Consider the following 17,423-nt stretch of genomic DNA (forward strand, 5'->3'; position numbering starts at 1 on the left):
GCACGCGGGGGTGTTCCCCGGTACGCCTGCGATGTCGGCGTACACGTTCACTCTTCCCCGCGCACGCGGGGGTGTTCCCACGAATCAGCGCCTCTAGAAGCTCAGAATCGGCTCTTCCCCGCGCACGCGGGGGTGTTTCTTGGGTTTTAGGGTTGGGCGCAGTTTGTTCTGTCTCTTCCCTGCGCACGCGTTTCAGCTTGACGCCCACGTCCGTTTGGGGTGTACCCCAACTAGGCGTCAGACGTCTTTATCTAAAATTGTCAGAATAGGATCGAATTCTGATTGGTGGACATCCCTCATGACCGGGTCTTAGACTTTAATCTGACGCAACGGGTAGGAGAGCCTCATGACGGGTCAACGAGTTGGATATGTGCGAGTCAGTACCCTCGATCAGAACACCATTCGTCAGCTTGCTGGCGTCGACGTCGACCGGGTGTTCGAGGACAATGCGTCGGGGAAGGACCAGAAAAGGCCCGAGCTAGAAGAGATGATCAAGTTCGTCCGAGATGGCGATACCGTTCTCGTGCATTCCATGGATCGTCTGGCCCGCAACTTGGATGACCTTCGCTTGATCGTGCACCGACTCACGGCGAAGAAGGTTCGGGTTGAGTTCGTGAAAGAGCAGCTCACCTTCACGGGCGATGACAACGCGATGGCGAACCTGCTTTTGAACGTTATGGGGGCGTTTGCTGAGTTTGAGCGGTCTTTGATCCGTGAGCGTCAACGTGAGGGCATTGCTCTGGCCAAGAAGCGTGGCGTCTATCGTGGTCGTACCCCGTCGCTCGACATTGCTCGCGCGGTCGAGCTGCGCGAGAAGGCTGCCGCTGGCGTGCCGAAGTCGGTGCTTGCTCGAGAGTTCGGGATCAGCCGCGAAACTGTCTATGTCTACCTTCGCGCCGGGGATTGAGCGGGCTGTAGACGATTCGGTGTGGTTAAAGGTGGATTCCTGCGGTGTCGATCAGTTCGACCCAGCGCGTTCGAGGGTCGGTGTCTTCTCGGATCGCCAGGGCCGAGGCGGAGACGTCTGCTTCGGACAGGGCGGCCAGGTTGAGCCCGGTGAGGTCGATGATGTCGACGATGGGTACTTGATAGGTGCGGTACGGTCCAAGCGGCGGGGGATTACCGTCGAGGAGGGATCGAGTGCGGACCGTGTCGAGGTCGAGGTCTTCTAATTGTGGGCTTTGGTCGAGGATGAATCCGGCAGCGTGCAGAACGGTGGAGCCGTCCGCAGTCGTGGTCCATGCTGCGATCTTCCAGAATGCTTGCGGGATCCTCACGCCACGGTATGTCGGATCCTGGGCGGAGAGTACGGGGGCGGTGAAGACGCTGATGCGGTTACTATTGGTGCGTGCGTAGGTGAGGACGTGGTCCTCGAGGCCGAGCCAGAGTTGTTTCGATTGGTTAAAGTCTGCTGCTTGGGGGGCGGCGTTGGTGTAGGCGAAGGTATCGTAATTTGCTCGCCGGACTGTTGTTGTATCGCCCCAGACCGGGTCCCGGCGCCGGACGAGGTGCCCGCGGTCGAGGTCGTTTCGGGCGTAGACGGCCTCCCCCGCCTGCTCGTAGAGCGGTATCCGCGAGTCGACGTGCCAGTCGTCGCCTCGGTCAACGGTAACGAGCTGATCCCCATCGATGTTGACGCCGGTCGCGATTGCAAGGCGCCGCGCAGGGTCGAGAAGCACGGTGAAATGTGTATACGGCAGTTCACGAATCAGGGTTCCGGCGAGAGGAGCCGGGAACGGCAGAGGGATCTGGAGGAAATCGGCGTTGTATCCAGCAGGAGAAAATAATGCGGCGTCCATGGTGATAGTCAAGCAGTCAGAGCCGACAGATGGGGTTTTCGAATTTATATGGCGGCGTTAAGGGGGAGGTTCCTTTTCGCTGGTGTCTTTTGCTGGCCATAGACGCGAGTGCCCGAACATGCTGACACCAATCTGGAAGTCGCCTTCAGCGCATGGCTCGACGACAAAACTCAATAAACCAAGGCGGCACAAAAAGCCGCTTGACATCAATAGGAGCGTCCCCTCGGGGGGACGGGACCGTGCTTGGGTTCTCTTGGTCGTTTCGCATGGCGGCTAACACATGATGACAGCGTCTCACCTCCACGCCATTTTGGATAAAACACAGTGATCAGAGACCGAGCAGGGGGTACGTTCGATTCAACAGATCGAAAACCGCTATGGGCGTACGGCCCGTCGGCGCTGAATGAAATGGAGCAGCACCATGGCAACAATTCTCTGGATCATTGCGGTAATCCTCGTTATTGCAGGCATTGTCGCTCTATTTCGACGACAGGTTCTCTGGGGTATTGTGCTCATCGTCGTGGGGCTGCTGGTTGGTCCAGGTGGCGTGAGCCTCTTCAGTTGAGACTGCGGATCGAGTAGCCGTTTCGGGGCGTGGCGGAGCTCCGGAACGGTTTCGGCGTGAAGGATCCGCTGACGCTCTTCGTTGTCTGAGCGCTGCATGACGATATGGGCAATGTCTACCGTTAGCGCGTGGTGGCGTTGCGCGACCCGTTTCGCGGATGCTCGAGCTATCAGTTCCGGAGTGGTCCCCGGCGCCGGACGTGTGCGCGCGAGAGTGACCGCCAGTTTGTCGCCGTCAAAGCGACGATAATTTTGTCGGGTTGCCTCGGGCGCGCTGACCAACAGTGCGTGGATCTGATTGATGCTCGCGGTGCGTGCCTTGTTGGCTGAAGCGCGTTCCGCGAGCAAGATCCGCATTGATTCGATATCGCCGTCGCGTTGTCGGACACGGCGTGAACGGAGGTGGACATCCTTTTCGAAAATTCTGAGCGCCGTACCGGCTACTGCGGGAGTGCTTTTCTTGTCGGATGTTTCCCAGCGCCTCGCCAGCATTTGCGCTTAACCTGAGGGGCGAGAGGATCACAACTCTCCGTTGCCGCGGAAGAGACTTAGACGATGCCGAGAATGATTTTTCCGTGGAACGCATCACGGCTGGCGTCGGTTCGTCGTCGTCTTCAACCTCCGCGATTTATCCAGGTCGCCAAGATCGCTGTTGCTGTGGCGATCGCCTGGACGCTGTCCCCTTTCCTCCCTGGGGATGCTCAGGAATTGCGGTACTACGCGCCGCTGGGCGCACTTTTGAGCATGCACCCCACGCTTATGCGTTCGCTCCGCAGCGCTTTACAAACCCTCGCTGGGCTCGCCGTGGGAATCGCCCTCGCCGGGGCCGTGCTCCTCCTGAGCGAGCCTAGCGTGTGGACGATCTCGCTGGTCATGGGCTTTGGCTCCCTTATTGGGGGAATGCGATGGCTTGGTGTGGGCGGGGAACAAGTACCCCTGACTGCTCTTTTCGTTCTCATCATCGGCGGCCCGGAAGCCGATGGTTACACGGCCGGTTATCTCGCCCAAGTCTGTCTGGGAATAATGGTGGGACTTTTGGTCAACCTGCTAATTTTGCCGCCGCTTGCCGTCGGCACGGCTGTCGAGCGGTTGACCAGTTTTCGAGGCACCCTCGCCACACACCTCAGCGATATCGGCGTGGCATTGGTCGAGAGTTGGCCTCCGGAGCGTGAACTTTGGGCGACCAGGGACAACGCACTCTCCGACGCGGCCCGAGATGTCAGGTCGGCTGTGCAATACGCCGACGAGAGTCGTAAGGGTAACCCTCGCGCTCGGTTCAACCGCAGAAATCTTGTTGTTGACTATGAGGACCTCGCGGCTCTGGAGAACGTCACTTTTCACGTGCGCAACCTGACTGAAGTTTTTGCAGGCATGATCTGGGGTAAACCGATTCCCCTTGAGCTGCCGCCCGCACTGCGGCCGGTTCTGAGCGATGCCCTGCACGCGGTCGCGGAAACTTTGCGTGCCACAGACGACGGCCCGCGTGATAGCGCACCCTTTGATAACGCCGTAGCGGCAGTCGAAGCGATTCTGCACGGCATGCAAGAGTTGGGTGCCGGGGCGACATCGCTCAGCCCCACGGCCGCGATCGTCATCGATCTGAAACGCATTTTAGTCGCGCTACGCCCTGGGACCGAGAGGGATTCTGAAGGGTCTCCCTCACCCGTCGTTTAGCCCATCCCATCGCATGTTCACGCTGCTGAGGTTCCGCGCACAGGTACCTTCCTGTTCCTGCGAGTTTTTCCTTACCCGGGTTGACCTTGGATTAGCCTTCGGTACGGTGAAGAGGGTTGCAGAAACTATTTCATCCGATTCGCATTAGGAGGTCACCACGCCCAACGCCATCACTACTCGTGACTTTTGATGAAGGAGAATTTTTATGTTGTTTGATACATCCACCACAGCGCTCGTGCTGACGGACCCACAAAACGATTTTCTCAGCCCTACCGGTGCGACTTGGGAACTGGTCGGTAAGAGCGTCGAAGAGAATAACACCGTCGAGCACATTGAGCAGCTGCTCGTGAGTGCCAAGGCCTCTGGGTATGAAGTTTTCGTATCTCCGCATTATTATTTTCCCTACGATCACCAGTGGGAATTCGGCGGAACCTTGGAAAAGATGATGCACAAGATCGGCATGTTCGATCGGCCGGGGCCCTTGGATCTTGACGGATTTTCTGGCTCAGGAGCTGACTGGCTGGAACGCTACAAACCGTTCCTGCAAGACGGCAAGACGGTAGTGTGTAGCCCGCACAAGATCTACGGACCCGAGCAGAACGACCTCGTGCTCCAGCTGCGTAAACGCGGAATTAGCAAGGTTGTGCTCGCAGGAATGTCAGCAAACCTGTGCATCGAAAGCCACCTACGTGAACTGTTGGAACAGGGATTTGACGTGGCCGTCGTTGCCGACGCGACCGCCGCTGCGCAGCACCCTGAACTCGGCGACGGGTATGCGGCCGCCCTGACCAACTTCAACTACATCGCCGGGGTAGTGCTTACCACCGAGCGAGCAATAGAAATGTTGGAATCCGCCGTATCCGTGGGAGACCTGTGAGCTGCGGTTCGGCAAAGCCGCCGCTGGTCCCCACCGAGTCCTCCATTTACGGCGATCTGCGAGCGGTTTTCATCAACGCTTGCTGAAGAAAAGTCCCAAACTCAGCTATACCCAAGAGCTGATGGCTATTCCGAGTGTCGTCGAACAGAACGTGCAGCAGCCATCGGGAACGATGGACCGACTGATGCGCCACGTGTACTGTCGATCGCGTTAATTGACGACTGACCTGCCGCGGATACCTCGGTGGAAAGGTATTTGGGACCGAAAAGGTGGCCTCGATCGCAGTCAATGGTGTCTCCTCGCGTCCCATTCCACGCTCGACGAATTCATCCCTTCGTTGCGACGACCGCTTGAATTCGCCGAGGTATGCACAACTAGCGGGCAGCTCGAGGCTGCCCGGGTATTAAAAGTCGTACACCTCCGAAAGTGAAAACGGACCGTTCATGTTTACGGTCATGAAAACCAGGGAGAGAAAAAATGAAGGCAGTCGTTTATAAGGGCCCCAACGAGGTCAACGTTGAAGACGTTCCAGATGCCACGATTGAACGTCCCACTGACGTTCTCGTACGCATCACGGCCACGAATATTTGCGGTTCAGATTTACACATGTACGAGGGACGCACCAATTTCGAAACTGGACGCACGTTTGGCCACGAAAATATGGGCGAGGTCATCGAGATCGGTAACGGCGTCGACAAGGTAAAAGTCGGCGAACGCGTCGTGCTGCCGTTCAATATTTCTTGCGGGTTTTGCAAGAATTGCGAACGAGGTTTCACCAACTACTGCATGACCACTCAACCAGACCCGGTCGGTGCGGGCGCCGCCTACGGCTTCGCGGGAATGGGACCGTATCCTGGCGGGCAGGCCCAAATGCTGCGTGTGCCCTACGGCGACAATAACTGCTTGCGCCTGGGTGAAGACGCCATAGAAAAGCAAAACGATTACGTGATGCTTTCGGATATCTTCCCTACCGGCTACCACGCTACCGAGATGGCCGGCGTTATCCCCGGTGACACAGTAGTGATTTACGGTGCGGGTCCGGTCGGGCTGATGGCTGCCCTGTCTGCCACGATCAAGGGCGCGAGTAAAGTCTGGGTGGTGGATCGACGCCCAGACCGGCTTGCCCTGGCCGAGCAGATCGGCGCGATTCCCGTTGATGACTCGAAGACGGACCCGGTTCAGTTCGTTTTGGACCAGACCAAGGGTATTGGCGCGGATCGGGGTTGTGAATGCGTGGGCTATCAGGCCCACGACCCCCAGGGCACCGAAGATCCTGCCATGACTCTGAACCGGCTAATTCGATCTGTGCGCATCACCGGCGGAATTGGTGTGGTCGGTGTTTTCCTGCCGGCAGATCCTGGCGGCATCGACGAGAACGCTAAGCAGGGCAAGATTGCTATTGACTATGGCCTGCAGTGGCTCAAGGGAATAAACATTGGCAGTGGCCAATGCCCGGTGAAGAAATATAATCGGCAGTTGCGCGAGCTGATAGCTGTGGGTAAAGCCAAGCCATCATGGATCGTTTCTCACGAGATTCCCCTTAGCGATGCCTCGGATGCTTATAAGAACTTTCGCGACCGCACCGACGGGTGGACCAAAGTTATCCTCAAGCCCGAATAGGCCAACCCCTAGCGGCCCATTTGACCTCGCTTCTGTGGTCCAAATTACGGCGCGCGCGGCAGGGAGAACCAGACCGCGCAGTTCCTCTGCCGCTACGTTTTTAGTGGGTCATTTCCCAGTTCATTAACGAGTATCGCCATCGTGAGTGCTCGGCGTCGAAATCTGTGCCCCGTGCCCTGTGCCGCTTCACGTAGCTGACCACCCTATATATGTGTTCGATATCGGACGCGGTCAGTTCGGCCTTTTTCATTCTAAGAATTGCAGACATATGATCACCCGTGGCCTATACAAACCCAGCCGCGGTAAATGTCTAGGAAGAGAGTAAACACATGAGTCAAGAAATGAATATCGCAGCCCAGCAGAAGTTTGGTGACGCCGTGAACAGCGGAAAACTCGACCTTCTCGACAACCTCGTGGCAAAAGATGCAGTCGATAACGACCCTGCCCCTGGGCAAGGCCCTGGTCCTGAGGGTTACAAAGCGTTTTTTGGCGAGATGATTGCCGCTTTTCCAGACCTGCACATCGCAGTTGAGCGTCTCGTCGCCAACGATACCGACGTCGCATTCGCTTATATCCTCACCGGCACCCATCAAGGACCTTTGATGGGCCACGCTGCCACTGGTAAAAGGATGTCGGTTCGTGGCATGCAAATTAGCCGGTTTGAGAACGGGAGACTTGTCGAGCGGTGGGGTAGCAGCGACCAACAGGGCATGCTCGAACAGCTCGGCTTGGCACCGTAATTTGCGACTACTGGCGTTTCAATCAGGGCAAAGTCAAGTCGTCGGAGCAACGCAGTGTTTTAGGCTGCGAGGAGCAGCTGGTTGAGTCGTTGACCCGGGGTGTCGAGGTCGAGGGTCGGGCGAGGGCGTCGGTTGAGCTTGGCGGCCGTGCGGCGTAGGTCCTCGGCACTGTGTGTGGAGAGGTCGGAGCCCTTCTCGATCCAGAACCGCAGGAGGCGATTCGTGTTCTCGTTGCTGCCGCGCTGCCAAGGTGAGTGCGGGTCACAGAAGTAGAGCGTCGTGTCGAGGGCGGTTTGGACGTCGGCATACCCTGCGAGCTCGGTTCCGCGGCGCGGGCTTGGGCCCAGCCGTCGCGGGTGACGAGCTGGACGAGTTTCAGGCGTCCCTCGGGCGTCAGGGGTGCGTTGGCGTGAGTAACGTAAGAGATGAGGGCCTCCGTGGCATCGGCTTGAGCGTGGTAACCCAATCGATACCGGAGGTCCTCACCTTTTTACTCCAGCCACGCTGCATACAACCACCGTGGGAACAACACCTAGACCCTATTGTTGCGACGCTGCAGCATTCGGTGCAGGCCACCCCCGAGCGCGCCGATAAACATGAAGATTGAACCGATGACGAACAGCCAGACCGCAAGCGTATAGAAGTGGTTAAAGGCTTTGAAGAAAAGCACAGAGCCGACGACGAACAACAGGTTGCCGCTGATGCCTATGGTGGTGTGGATATGTTCGTAATCTTGGACGAGGGTGCGAATCATGATGAGATTCCTTCAGTTTTTTCATGGGCGATGACAACCCGATTGTGCTGACCGATTCCTGCGGCGGAACGCTCTCGAGAGCGTTGTGGAGACGCCGGTTGTTGTGCCAGTCGAGCCGGCCGAAGGGAAGCTCCCCGACATCAGGCAAGGACTTCAAATCAACCCTCTTGAATGGCGATCCTTTGGCCGCGACCGCGTTTCATAGTGCCCAATCACGGTCTCGTCTCCCAACGTGACAGTGTTCGATAAATGCCTGCATTCGCTCAGGCTACTCGCGTCGGGGGTGGCAATTTAATCGTTTTAGTTGCTATGCCTGAGCGCACCTGTTAGTCCTGATATGGTCGGCACGATTGATTCTGGTCGCTGCTGTTACAAGCGGGAAGAGAGTGGTCATGATGCGCGAGAACCCTCCGGTGAACGAACCTCAAGACAGCGACATTGAAGTTGGGAAGCCTAAGGACTGGGCCGCTGGGATGCCCGGTGTGCTGCACTCAATGATTCCGGCGATCAAGGATATGGGCGTGGATCGAACGCGAAAGACGATGCTGTCTCTGAACCAGAAGGACGGCTTCGATTGCATGAGCTGTGCGTGGCCGGATCCTGATCATCGCAAGGCATTCGAGTTCTGCGAAAACGGCGCCAAGGCCGTCACCTGGGAAGCGACGCCCATTGTCGTGTCCTCCAGTTTTTGGGCCGAGCATTCGGTCAGCGACCTGCTCACGCGTTCGGAGTATTGGCTGGGCACGCAGGGACGCCTGACTGAACCTGTCTATAAGCCAGCCGGTGAGGACCACTACCGGCCTATCAGCTGGGACAAGGCATTCGCCATCGTCGGCAACAAGCTCAACAGCCTCGAGTCCCCCAATGAGGCTGTCTTTTACACCAGCGGTCGCGCGTCCAACGAGGCCGCCTTCGCGTATCAGCTTTTCGCCCGCAGCTACGGGACGAATAACCTGCCCGACTGCTCCAATATGTGCCACGAATCAACCGGTCGGGCCTTGGACCCGACCATTGGAATTGGCAAGTCCACGATCGCCTACGATGATTTCGGCAAGGCCGATCTGATCATTATCATGGGCCAGAATCCGGGAACCAACAGTCCCCGCATGCTCACTGCTCTCGAGGAAGCCAAGGACAACGGCGCGGAAATTGTCGCCGTAAATCCCCTGCCGGAAGCGGGACTGAGAAGATACAAGAACCCGCAGCAGGTCAAGGGCATCATCGGCCACGGGACTGAGATTGCCGATCAGTTCATTCAGATCAGGCTGGGCGGGGACATGGCCCTGTTACAGGCCGTCTCCAAAAGGGTGCTCGATGCTGAGGCCGAAAACCCGGGAACAGTTCTGGACCGCCAATTCCTTGACGAGCACTGTGAAGGGCTGGAGGAGTTAACACTGCACCTCGCGGAGCTGGACGAGGGTGCAGTCCTGGAGGCGACTGGCCTGCGCATAGACGAGATCGATGAGTTGGCGGCCCGATACCTGAAAGCTGAGAGGGTCATCATCACCTGGGCGATGGGGATAACCCAGCACAAGAAAGCGGTCGCCACGATCAAGGAGATCATCAACCTGCTTCTGCTGCGCGGAAACATCGGCAAGCCGGGCGCTGGCGCTTGCCCGATCCGAGGCCACAGCAATGTCCAGGGCGACAGGACCATGGGTATCTGGGAGCAAATGCCACAGTCATTCATGGACGCACTCGGCAAGGAATTCGGCTTCGAGCCGCCAATTGATCATGGAGTGGACGCGGTCAAGACAATCCAGTCCATGCGTGACGGCGGCATCAAATTTTTCATGGCATTGGGAGGCAACCTGGTCGGGGCGATCGCGGATACCAATGCCGCCGAAGCCGCGATGCACGGCACGGACATGACCGTCCAGATCTCCACCAAACTGAACCGCTCCCACGCGGTCGTGGGCAAGGAAGCGCTTATTCTTCCGACCATGGGCCGCACCGAGGTCGACCGACAGACATCGGGAGAGCAATTCGTGTCGGTCGAAGACACGGTCTGTGCGGTGCATCCCTCCTTCGGCGTGATTGAACCGGTTGCACCTGGCCTGCTTTCCGAGGTTGCCATTATCTCCCGCTTGGCACGGGCGACGATCGGGGAGAAGACTAACGCTGATTGGCCTGGATTCGAGAAAGACTACGATCTGATCCGCGAACACATCTCGCACGTGGTGGAAGGATGCCAGGACTACAACATAAAAATCCGGAAGGATGGCGGCTTTGTGTTGCCGAACGGGCCGCGAGACTCGCGCACTTTCCACACGCCCACGGGCAAGGCCATGATCACTGTCAACGGGCTTGAGTTTATTGGCCGGCCGGCCGCGACCTTGATCCTGCAGACTATGCGATCCCATGACCAGTTCAACACCACCATTTACGGTTTCGACGACCGTTACCGGGGCATCAAGAAAGGCCGGCATGTGGTCTTCGTGAATCCGGAAGACCTCGCTGAACTGAGCTTGGAGGACGGCCAGCAGGTGGACATTCACGGCGTGCACGATGATGGCGCGCAGCGAGTACTGCGCAATTACCGTGTGGTTGCCTATCCCAGCGCCCGTGGGTGCGCTGCCACGTACTTTCCCGAGGCGAACGTTCTTGTTCCCCTGGACAAAGTAGCCGACGACAGCAACACACCGGTATCCAAGGCCGTCATCGTCAGGCTGGAACCTGCTCAGAAGCAGGAGTCCCTGGTCAAGTCCTTTTGAGTGGTGTTTCGGTTTCCCTGTGATCCCTCGGCTGATTAGGCGCTGGGGGCAGAGATCTCGATAGCCACCTCCTCGGGCATAACGGTCCCGACGGCCTGAGATTTGGCCAGGGCATCGAGGCCGAGATAGCGGCGGGACTCGACCCATTCATCGTGTTGCTCGGCAAGGACAGCTCCCACGAGACGGATGATCGAGTCCCTGTTAGGGAAGATCCCGACGACATCGGTCTGGCGCCTGGTCTCCCTATTTAAGCGCTCGTTCGGGTTGTTCGACCAGATCTGTTTCCAGGGCTCTTTCGGGAACACTGTGAACGCGAGAATGTCGGCCCTGGCCGTGTCGAGATGCGCACGCTTTCGGGAGCTTGTGTTCCGATGCGTCCAGGACCCGGTCGAACTGGGCATTCACTGCGTCTGCATCGGGCTGGTCATAAACGGTATGCAGCAGCGTCTTCACTCACGGCCGCGAGCTCTTCGGTGTCGCTGACATCAGACCGCTTGCGTCTGGAACGGTTATGGTCTGTCGGCTTCATGTATGAGATCCGGCACCACGACAACGGGACATCGGGCGTGTGGCACCACATGCTGGCCCACCGATCCAAGAAGAACACCGGCTAATCCGCCATGCCCTCGCGACCCTACCACCAACATTGCCGCATCTTCCGCGGCAAGAAGGAGGGCCTCTGCCGGATGCCCCTCAACTGCCTCACTGGTCATCATCACATCATGCCCACGCGACGCGTTTTCGGCCAGTTGAGCGACCTCGCGGGATGTTGCCGATGACAACTCACGAGCCGTATCCTCCAACGGATTCATTCCCAATGTCCCGATCCCGTCGGCACCATAGATTTGCGATTCCTGCCAAGTCATGACGACATGAATGGGCACACCGCGCAGTTGTGCCTCACTGACTGCCCAATCCAAAGCAGTTCCCGACCCGGCTACCCCATCAACTCCCACCACGATCCGTCCAAGATTGCGGTGAACTGTGGTAACCCTGATCTGCGCCTCGTCCAGATCATTCGAGCCCGCCGTCCCGGAATAGTTATTGTCCCTATCGTCCATGAGCTCCTCCTTGCGATTCGTTTGCGTCATGACCTAGATACGACGGGTATCTGATCATCGGTCCAGGCTATCGGCGAGAACAGCGGCTCAGCCAATGTTCGGTTTTTTGTGCGGGTCAGGAAGAACTGGCGATGGTCGGTGGACAGATTTCGTCTATGGCTTGTTCGGGTTTGTCCTGGCACATAATTTTTCGCCAGGGTCGCAGCCGCCCGGGTACGCCTTCACTCCGGTATCTGGCGAGAGTATGCCATTCGGTTGACGCGTTGATCCGACTCGAAAGGTCCGCGGACTTAGCCGTGGCGCGGCGAGCGATGTTGGAACGGACGCAGACAAACAGGGCCACAATCGTGCCGCCGTGAGTTCTGTATTTCTTCGTGCCAGCATTGGATACGACCTCGCCCCGATCTTTTGGATTCGGTTGAATGAGATGAAGGACGACGATGATGACGTCCTGTTCCACTTCAATATCGTGTGCGAGGCACGACTCGACGGCGATCGGGGCTTGTAAATGGGTGTGGCGTTGCAACGTGGACGACCGGCGGTGGGGTTGGGAAATGGTCTTACATCGACCATGAGCGCTGTCGATGGTTGGCGGTGATTCTCACGGAAGTGGCTGTCAAGTTTCGCGTAAATGTGTTTTCAGGAAGAGGGACGTTCGCGCGAAGGCATCTGCGGTCTCGTCTGCGGCGTGGCGTGGAAGGTCTGGGTCTAGCGCGAAGCCGTGGCGGACTTTGGGGTAAACAACCACCGAGGATTGCGTGGTGGTGTGGGTCAGGATTTCGCGCATCTGTTGGAGGTCACGGGCGGGGGTGCTGGTGTCTTTGCCAGCATATATTCCTAGCCAGGGTGCCTTGAGCACGCGTGTGGCATCGATGCCGCTGAGGATGCCAGGCCAACGTGGCGAAGCTAAGCTGGCGCCGTAGAAGGTGACTGCGGCGTCGATGTGCAGTGTTGCTGCCGCCCACAATGCGAGGGTGCCTCCCATGGAGAAACCTATTACCGCTACTTTCTGTGCTCCTTGGGCGCGGATCCAGGCCAGGGCGCTCTCGATGTCGAATGTGAGCCCTTCCGCCGTTAATGTGTCGTGGTAACGGCGGGCTTGTCTGAATTTCCCATCGGTGACGACGGGGTCTGCGATGCGGTGGTAGAGGTGCGGCGCGGCGGTGAGATAACCGCAGTCGGCCAGGCGCGCGACGAGAGCGGTGACTGGAGCGGAGAGGCCCCAGACCTCGTGGAGCACAATTACTCCAGCCCGGGCTATGCCCGCCGGTACTGAAACTGTCAGGGGGACACCGCCGGGCCCTGCAGTGTTTATCGCGTGCGAATTATCAAAGTGGGCCGGGACCGGTTCCATGCTTTCTCCGTTCGTTCAGGGCGTCCGGTGGCAGCGACGTTACCGGGATGTCAGTGCTTGACCTGCGTGAACCGGTGGGCTGGAGCGAGGAAGTTTCGTCACTGACTAGGTTACCGACGGCTGCAGGATGAATGCACTGTGGTGGCTGGCAAACGAGGTCTCGTCCGCACAGTGTTGCGGAGCGTAGTGTCGGGCGCACAAAACAGGCATTTCTGATGCGGGCAGCATGTGCGGTTCAATAGAGCATGGCTGGTATCCGTGTGTGCACGATCGGGCATTCGACTCATCCCATTGAGGAGTTCGTGGGAATGTTGAATGCAAATGGTGTCAAACGCCTCATCGACGTACGGACTGTTCCGGGGTCTCGTCACAACCCGCAATTTGGGGAACGCGAACTTGTCGCGAGCATGCCGGAGGTAGGTATCGACTATCAGCGACTCCCAGGGCTCGGCGGGTTACGGCACACTCCGGCGGCAGAGGCATCTATCAACGGGGCGTGGCGTAATAAGAGCTTTCGCAACTATGCCGATTACATGCAAACGCCCGAGTTCGTGGCCGGTGTTGACGAGTTGATCGCGTTGGCGAAGAAGCAGACGGTAGCGATCATGTGTGCCGAGGCCGTTCCGTGGCGTTGTCACCGATCACTAATTGGCGATGCGTTGCTGGCTCGCGGCCTGCAGGTTGTTGACATTATGAGCCTGACCAAGACCACGCCACACACCATGACCAGTTTCGCGAAGGTCGATGGTGACCGTGTCTGGTACCCGCCAGAAAATTGATCGACAAGGGTACGAATCCGGGTTGGGCACGGTGGTGCACCGATTACTCTGAAGACATTCGGCAACATTGTGGTGGTGGAAGGCATACTCATGGCAGTGAAATTCTCTGTTGGCGCTCACGTGCGCTGGAACTCTGAGGCCGGTTATGTGCAGGGTTTTATCACGAAGATTCATACGAGAGACGTGGAGTACAAGGGTCATATTCGCCGCTGTAGCCCGGAAGATCCGCAGTATGAGATTACGAGCGACACGACCGACCATGTGGCGATGCATAAGGGCGAGGTACTGACAAACATTTAGCCATTGCGGCGATCAATAAATGTTTTCGGCAAAGGCGCGCGCCCTGCGCGACTGCAGGCAGATTGCTGACGGCCACGGATCGGATGGTGACGTTCTCGGATTGGCGGGTTCGCCGCAATTTGCCTCGAGATTATGGTTATGGGCGACCTGGTTTGTATGTTGAAACGGATGACGCATCCGCTAACCAGTAGCGCCAAGGAAAGTTTGTCGCATCGCCGCCGGGACCGCTGACGCCAACGCGGGGGCCGGTTCGGTGGGGCAGGACTATTTCGTCGTCAGGAACAAAAAATTTCCACTGTCCGCCGAAAAGATTGTCACCGTCGTTTGACAGGGTTGCCCCAAAGCTTTGGGCAACGCAGCCAGGGCCGCGCGCCAAACTGCTTTCTCGGAGAGGAACTTTTCGAGGTTTGCTTTCTCGCCTGCTTCGGGCGATGTCGGTTCCTGCCAGCACGTTTCCTGCCCTGACGAGACAACCGTATGGTTGGCCTGATTGCCCCGTAACGAGGTTCAGCGCGTGATGCATGCCATAGGTGAAGTAGCAGTAAAGGTGTCCGGCAGGGCCGAACATTGTCTTATTCCGATTCGTCTTACCCCGATAGGTGTGCGCGCCGGGGTCGCGTTCACCCGCATACGCCTCGACCTCGGTGACTTGAATGGCTACAGTGCCATCGTCATCGGTGCGTTGAAGGATACAGCCGAGAATTTCCGGTGCGACATCGAGTACGTCGCGCGCGAAAAACCCGCGGTCCGCCAGATGAAATCCAGTCAACAAGGTCATCTAGTCAGCGTATCCACTCCCAGCGGCGACACTTGAACGAGACGCTGAGAGCGTCTCGGAAGCCGGTCCTTGAGCAAGGCCAATAGGGTGAGCTGCCTAATGGCTGTGCCGAGGTCGCTGGGGAAAATGGAAGCTTGGGCAGTGAATGGTGCCAGGTAGTGCCGGTAGTAAAACAGGCTGGCCACGTTGATGATCACAGCGACGATCCCGGTGCCTTACACAAGGTTGACAGAGAGGGGAATCCTTTCACCAGAAAGAAAGCGACAGGAAATCAGGGACGGTTCAGAGTCCGATCTCGGGCTCTGATTTTTTCCCAGGCATGCCGGGAAAGGTCGCGACTCACAACGAGAACCAGCGTGTTGTGACAGGCAGGCAAACACAATTTCTTCGTAGCCGATGCGACGTCGATTAATGCGGTTGCGCAGCAAGTCGGCCGCAAGATGGGGAGTCGATCATGTATACGACAGGCTGCTGCGTGGCATATGAGCCGGGATATCGAGGACACATGTTGATGAATAGACATCGGGAATGTATTTTCATTAACCGTTTCAAGACCATGCCTAAGCGGAAGTTTCAAATGAAGCAACAAAAGAGCCACGCAGAAATTTTCTATCGTTTACGGCGGCTCCTTGATCGAGTGGACCCGCAGGCATATCCTTTAATCATGGCTCCACCCCTCAGCAGCGCACTTTGTAAGGACTGCGCTGAGGGGTTATCGAGTGCAAAATTTTCCGGCGACTCTAAAATCGGCGACTGTGTGGTCACCCTTCATCAAGGCAGCCAGTTGTCGAATGAAGAGACTGAGGTCCTCGACTGCTCGTCTAGGCAGCATCGACAAAAGACCCCCGATGCGTAACCCTCTATTTTGGACGCTTCCTTGCAATTCTCACTCTCACAGCCTATTGAAAGGACTTGAATCATGACATCTGCAGAGCGCAGCAAGCTCGTCCGGCTACAGGACACCAATATGACCATCGCCGCGACGGATTCCGACATCCGTGGGTACCGAGTTCTCGACAAGGACGGCAACAACCTCGGGAAAGTGGACGCTCTCCTGCTCGACGAGCAGGAAGAGAAAGTGCGATTCTTTGAAGTCGCCACGGGCGGTTTTCTGGGAATTGGCAAAGATAAGTCCTTCATTCCTGTCGACGCGATCACCCATATCGGCGATAAAGACGTCCACCTAAACCTATTGACCGACACTGTGGCTGGATCTCCGTCCTATGATCCCGATCTCGTTGACGACAACGTCTTCTTCCATGACACTTATGGTTATTACGGGTTCTTGCCCTATTGGGGAACGGGATATGTCTACCCGCCCTACCCGTACTACCCCGGTCTGTACTAAGCCTGAATCCACCGGTCGGTGTGGGGAGGCTATACGGGCACGTTCGGACGCCTCAGATGACACTCCGGCGAGGTCCAATGACCGCGTTCGGCGATAGAACGTTGCTCGAGACATTCCAAGGTCGCGGGAACCGTTGTCGCTGTCTCTTCGCCGTCGATGAGTCGATGGGCGTTGCGGATTTGGCTGTCGGTGATGAGCCGTGGGCGGCTGCCTAAATCCTGGTCGGCTTCGCGGCGTCTGTTGATGGAGTTAACAACACGCTCTCGATTGATTTCGTGTTCCATCTGTCCGAGCGCTGCCATGATCGTGAGTAGCATGGACCCCATCGGTGTCGCCGTATCGACGTCGCCACCGCCGAGGTTCAGTACGCGAAGGCCGGCACTGCGGCCGCAGAGCTCTTTGGCAAATGCGAGCGTATTCTGCGTCGGTCGGGCGAGCCGGTGCAGGGTCGTAATGACGAGGGTGTCGCCGTCCTCGAGAGCGTCGAGCGCGCGATCGAAGTATGACCGTGATGCTTGAGCGCCTGAGATTCCATGGTCGACGTAAAGGTCGTCACGCCGCACGCCGCACGCCGACGGCGAGGACGTCGACTTGCTGCCGGTCGGTGGATCGTTGGTGCGTGGATACGCGCGCGTAGCCGATCAGCTTTGTCACTGTGCTCCGAGGGTGTCTCATAACTAACGGTGCGTATCGCAATTACAGCAGAAGGTTATGCGACGTAGTTATAAGACTCGCCGTGCCGCCGGATTCCGACGATTTTGAGGAAACGCTGACCACGGCGGTGAGACGTCTTGTATCCCTAGGGTTTCGAGACAGCCGTTTCGTGGAATGGCGGAGTTTTCCAGGGCAGGGCAGTTGTCGCGACCGCAGTTGATGCCACGGTCGCGTTTACGCCGGCACGACAGTGTGCTTATGGGCCGAGAAATATTTCCGTCGTGAGGGGGGTGTTCGATTAACTGGCTGCGGCCGGTGGCCACTATGCGATCGCGGACATCGCAGGATCGAATAGGCCGCTTTTTGGCCTCCGGGCGAGGCACATCAAGGGCGACTTCTTGGCAGGT

Annotated in this window: 17 protein-coding genes, 4 pseudogenes and 1 CRISPR repeat array (1 of these 22 running past the window's edge); of the genes and pseudogenes, 10 read left to right on the top strand and 11 right to left on the bottom strand. The window is 57.7% G+C overall.

The features are described 5' to 3' along the window. Positions 1–140: a CRISPR direct-repeat array (repeat unit 29 nt; unit sequence CTCTTCCCCGCGCACGCGGGGGTGTTCCC); it begins 1,839 nt to the left of the window's first position. Between the two features lie 206 nt (positions 141–346). Continuing rightward, complete coding sequence (locus tag E3T31_RS10755; protein WP_134468709.1) at positions 347–907, top strand: recombinase family protein; 561 nt, start codon at positions 347–349, stop codon at positions 905–907. A gap of 25 nt (positions 908–932) precedes the next feature. Here the strand turns inward: E3T31_RS10755 and E3T31_RS10760 are convergent, their stop codons facing one another. Beyond that, a complete protein-coding gene (locus tag E3T31_RS10760; protein WP_134468710.1) occupies positions 933–1,799 on the bottom strand; it encodes a DNA/RNA non-specific endonuclease in 867 nt (288 codons plus the stop codon). A 421-nt stretch (positions 1,800–2,220) separates the two neighbouring features. Here E3T31_RS10760 and E3T31_RS17825 point away from each other — a divergent pair, with 421 nt between their 5' ends. From E3T31_RS17825 to E3T31_RS10775, 4 genes are all read left to right on the top strand, one after another. Further along, the gene (locus E3T31_RS17825; RefSeq protein ID WP_166788475.1) at positions 2,221–2,364 is read left to right on the top strand and encodes a GPGG-motif small membrane protein; all 144 of its coding nucleotides are present in this window, start codon (positions 2,221–2,223) and stop codon (positions 2,362–2,364) included. Positions 2,365–2,918: 554 nt separating this feature from the next. Then, positions 2,919–4,037: an aromatic acid exporter family protein gene (locus tag E3T31_RS10765; protein WP_134468711.1), complete on the top strand. Its 1,119-nt coding sequence runs from the start codon at positions 2,919–2,921 to the stop codon at positions 4,035–4,037. Between the two features lie 205 nt (positions 4,038–4,242). Further along, the gene (locus E3T31_RS10770; protein WP_134468712.1) at positions 4,243–4,914 is read left to right on the top strand and encodes an isochorismatase family protein; all 672 of its coding nucleotides are present in this window, start codon (positions 4,243–4,245) and stop codon (positions 4,912–4,914) included. Positions 4,915–5,391: 477 nt separating this feature from the next. Further along, positions 5,392–6,534 (top strand): glutathione-independent formaldehyde dehydrogenase, encoded by a 1,143-nt coding sequence (locus E3T31_RS10775; protein WP_134468713.1) that lies wholly within the window; start codon positions 5,392–5,394, stop codon positions 6,532–6,534. 100 nt (positions 6,535–6,634) lie between these two features. Here E3T31_RS10775 and E3T31_RS18715 read toward each other — a convergent pair whose 3' ends face one another. Then, positions 6,635–6,802 (bottom strand): DUF3140 domain-containing protein, encoded by a 168-nt coding sequence (locus E3T31_RS18715; RefSeq protein WP_134468714.1) that lies wholly within the window; start codon positions 6,800–6,802, stop codon positions 6,635–6,637. Between the two features lie 61 nt (positions 6,803–6,863). Here E3T31_RS18715 and E3T31_RS10785 point away from each other — a divergent pair, with 61 nt between their 5' ends. Continuing rightward, entirely contained in the window at positions 6,864–7,274 is a 411-nt protein-coding gene (locus tag E3T31_RS10785; RefSeq protein WP_134468715.1) for an ester cyclase, read from the top strand. A gap of 59 nt (positions 7,275–7,333) precedes the next feature. On the opposite strand, the pseudogene E3T31_RS18355 reads toward E3T31_RS10785, so the two are convergent. The 3 genes and pseudogenes from E3T31_RS18355 to E3T31_RS10795 form a co-directional block, all read right to left on the bottom strand. Continuing rightward, a pseudogene (locus tag E3T31_RS18355) lies at positions 7,334–7,603 on the bottom strand (IS30 family transposase); the annotation flags it as partial. After that, positions 7,597–7,701, bottom strand: a pseudogene (locus E3T31_RS18360) (IS481 family transposase); the annotation flags it as partial. The pseudogenes E3T31_RS18355 and E3T31_RS18360, both read right to left, overlap by 7 nt. 105 nt (positions 7,702–7,806) lie before the next feature. Beyond that, complete coding sequence (locus tag E3T31_RS10795) at positions 7,807–8,028, bottom strand: YrhK family protein (protein ID WP_104081202.1); 222 nt, start codon at positions 8,026–8,028, stop codon at positions 7,807–7,809. Between the two features lie 392 nt (positions 8,029–8,420). On the opposite strand from E3T31_RS10795, the gene E3T31_RS10800 reads away from it, so the two are divergent. Next, complete coding sequence (locus tag E3T31_RS10800; RefSeq protein WP_134468716.1) at positions 8,421–10,742, top strand: FdhF/YdeP family oxidoreductase; 2,322 nt, start codon at positions 8,421–8,423, stop codon at positions 10,740–10,742. A 35-nt stretch (positions 10,743–10,777) separates the two neighbouring features. On the opposite strand, the pseudogene E3T31_RS10805 reads toward E3T31_RS10800, so the two are convergent. The 4 genes and pseudogenes from E3T31_RS10805 to E3T31_RS10820 all read right to left on the bottom strand — a co-directional run. After that, positions 10,778–11,240 (bottom strand): annotated as a pseudogene (locus E3T31_RS10805) (transposase); the annotation flags it as partial. 11 nt (positions 11,241–11,251) lie between these two features. Continuing rightward, positions 11,252–11,803: a universal stress protein gene (locus E3T31_RS10810; protein WP_134468717.1), complete on the bottom strand. Its 552-nt coding sequence runs from the start codon at positions 11,801–11,803 to the stop codon at positions 11,252–11,254. A 115-nt stretch (positions 11,804–11,918) separates the two neighbouring features. Further along, entirely contained in the window at positions 11,919–12,263 is a 345-nt protein-coding gene (locus E3T31_RS10815; RefSeq protein WP_134468718.1) for a hypothetical protein, read from the bottom strand. A gap of 156 nt (positions 12,264–12,419) precedes the next feature. After that, positions 12,420–13,157 carry a dienelactone hydrolase family protein gene (locus E3T31_RS10820; protein ID WP_134468719.1) on the bottom strand — a complete coding sequence of 246 codons (738 nt, stop codon included), beginning with the start codon at positions 13,155–13,157 and terminating at the stop codon, positions 12,420–12,422. Between the two features lie 245 nt (positions 13,158–13,402). Between E3T31_RS10820 and E3T31_RS10825 the strand changes: the two genes are divergently transcribed. Together E3T31_RS10825 and E3T31_RS10830 are read left to right on the top strand one after the other, a co-directional pair. After that, complete coding sequence (locus tag E3T31_RS10825) at positions 13,403–13,936, top strand: DUF488 family protein (RefSeq protein WP_134468720.1); 534 nt, start codon at positions 13,403–13,405, stop codon at positions 13,934–13,936. Positions 13,937–14,026: 90 nt separating this feature from the next. After that, entirely contained in the window at positions 14,027–14,236 is a 210-nt protein-coding gene (locus tag E3T31_RS10830) for a DUF2945 domain-containing protein (RefSeq protein WP_134468721.1), read from the top strand. 136 nt (positions 14,237–14,372) lie between these two features. Here E3T31_RS10830 and E3T31_RS10835 read toward each other — a convergent pair whose 3' ends face one another. Beyond that, entirely contained in the window at positions 14,373–15,014 is a 642-nt protein-coding gene (locus E3T31_RS10835; RefSeq protein ID WP_134468722.1) for a DNA-3-methyladenine glycosylase, read from the bottom strand. 919 nt (positions 15,015–15,933) lie between these two features. Here E3T31_RS10835 and E3T31_RS10840 point away from each other — a divergent pair. Next, entirely contained in the window at positions 15,934–16,362 is a 429-nt protein-coding gene (locus E3T31_RS10840; RefSeq protein ID WP_134468723.1) for a PRC-barrel domain-containing protein, read from the top strand. Between the two features lie 72 nt (positions 16,363–16,434). On the opposite strand, the pseudogene E3T31_RS10845 reads toward E3T31_RS10840, so the two are convergent. Beyond that, positions 16,435–17,016: pseudogene (locus tag E3T31_RS10845) on the bottom strand (recombinase family protein); the annotation flags it as partial. Between the last annotated feature and the right edge of the window lie 407 nt (positions 17,017–17,423).

Origin of the sequence: Cryobacterium sp. TMS1-13-1 (assembly GCF_004403125.1) — a bacterium.
Taxonomy (GTDB): Bacteria; Actinomycetota; Actinomycetes; order Actinomycetales; family Microbacteriaceae; genus Cryobacterium; species Cryobacterium levicorallinum.

Bases quoted from the DNA above. Each gene is read 5' to 3' on its own strand.
- E3T31_RS10755 (WP_134468709.1), top strand. From the start codon at position 347: ATGACGGGTCAACGAGTTGGATATGTGCGAGTCAGTACCCTCGATCAG.
- E3T31_RS10760 (WP_134468710.1), bottom strand. From the start codon at position 1,799: ATGGACGCCGCATTATTTTCTCCTGCTGGATACAACGCCGATTTCCTC.
- E3T31_RS17825 (WP_166788475.1), top strand. From the start codon at position 2,221: ATGGCAACAATTCTCTGGATCATTGCGGTAATCCTCGTTATTGCAGGC.
- E3T31_RS10765 (WP_134468711.1), top strand. From the start codon at position 2,919: ATGCCGAGAATGATTTTTCCGTGGAACGCATCACGGCTGGCGTCGGTT.
- E3T31_RS10770 (WP_134468712.1), top strand. From the start codon at position 4,243: ATGTTGTTTGATACATCCACCACAGCGCTCGTGCTGACGGACCCACAA.
- E3T31_RS10775 (WP_134468713.1), top strand. From the start codon at position 5,392: ATGAAGGCAGTCGTTTATAAGGGCCCCAACGAGGTCAACGTTGAAGAC.
- E3T31_RS18715 (WP_134468714.1), bottom strand. From the start codon at position 6,802: ATGTCTGCAATTCTTAGAATGAAAAAGGCCGAACTGACCGCGTCCGAT.
- E3T31_RS10785 (WP_134468715.1), top strand. From the start codon at position 6,864: ATGAGTCAAGAAATGAATATCGCAGCCCAGCAGAAGTTTGGTGACGCC.
- E3T31_RS10795 (WP_104081202.1), bottom strand. From the start codon at position 8,028: ATGATTCGCACCCTCGTCCAAGATTACGAACATATCCACACCACCATA.
- E3T31_RS10800 (WP_134468716.1), top strand. From the start codon at position 8,421: ATGATGCGCGAGAACCCTCCGGTGAACGAACCTCAAGACAGCGACATT.
- E3T31_RS10810 (WP_134468717.1), bottom strand. From the start codon at position 11,803: ATGGACGATAGGGACAATAACTATTCCGGGACGGCGGGCTCGAATGAT.
- E3T31_RS10820 (WP_134468719.1), bottom strand. From the start codon at position 13,157: ATGGAACCGGTCCCGGCCCACTTTGATAATTCGCACGCGATAAACACT.
- E3T31_RS10825 (WP_134468720.1), top strand. From the start codon at position 13,403: ATGGCTGGTATCCGTGTGTGCACGATCGGGCATTCGACTCATCCCATT.
- E3T31_RS10830 (WP_134468721.1), top strand. From the start codon at position 14,027: ATGGCAGTGAAATTCTCTGTTGGCGCTCACGTGCGCTGGAACTCTGAG.
- E3T31_RS10835 (WP_134468722.1), bottom strand. From the start codon at position 15,014: ATGACCTTGTTGACTGGATTTCATCTGGCGGACCGCGGGTTTTTCGCG.
- E3T31_RS10840 (WP_134468723.1), top strand. From the start codon at position 15,934: ATGACATCTGCAGAGCGCAGCAAGCTCGTCCGGCTACAGGACACCAAT.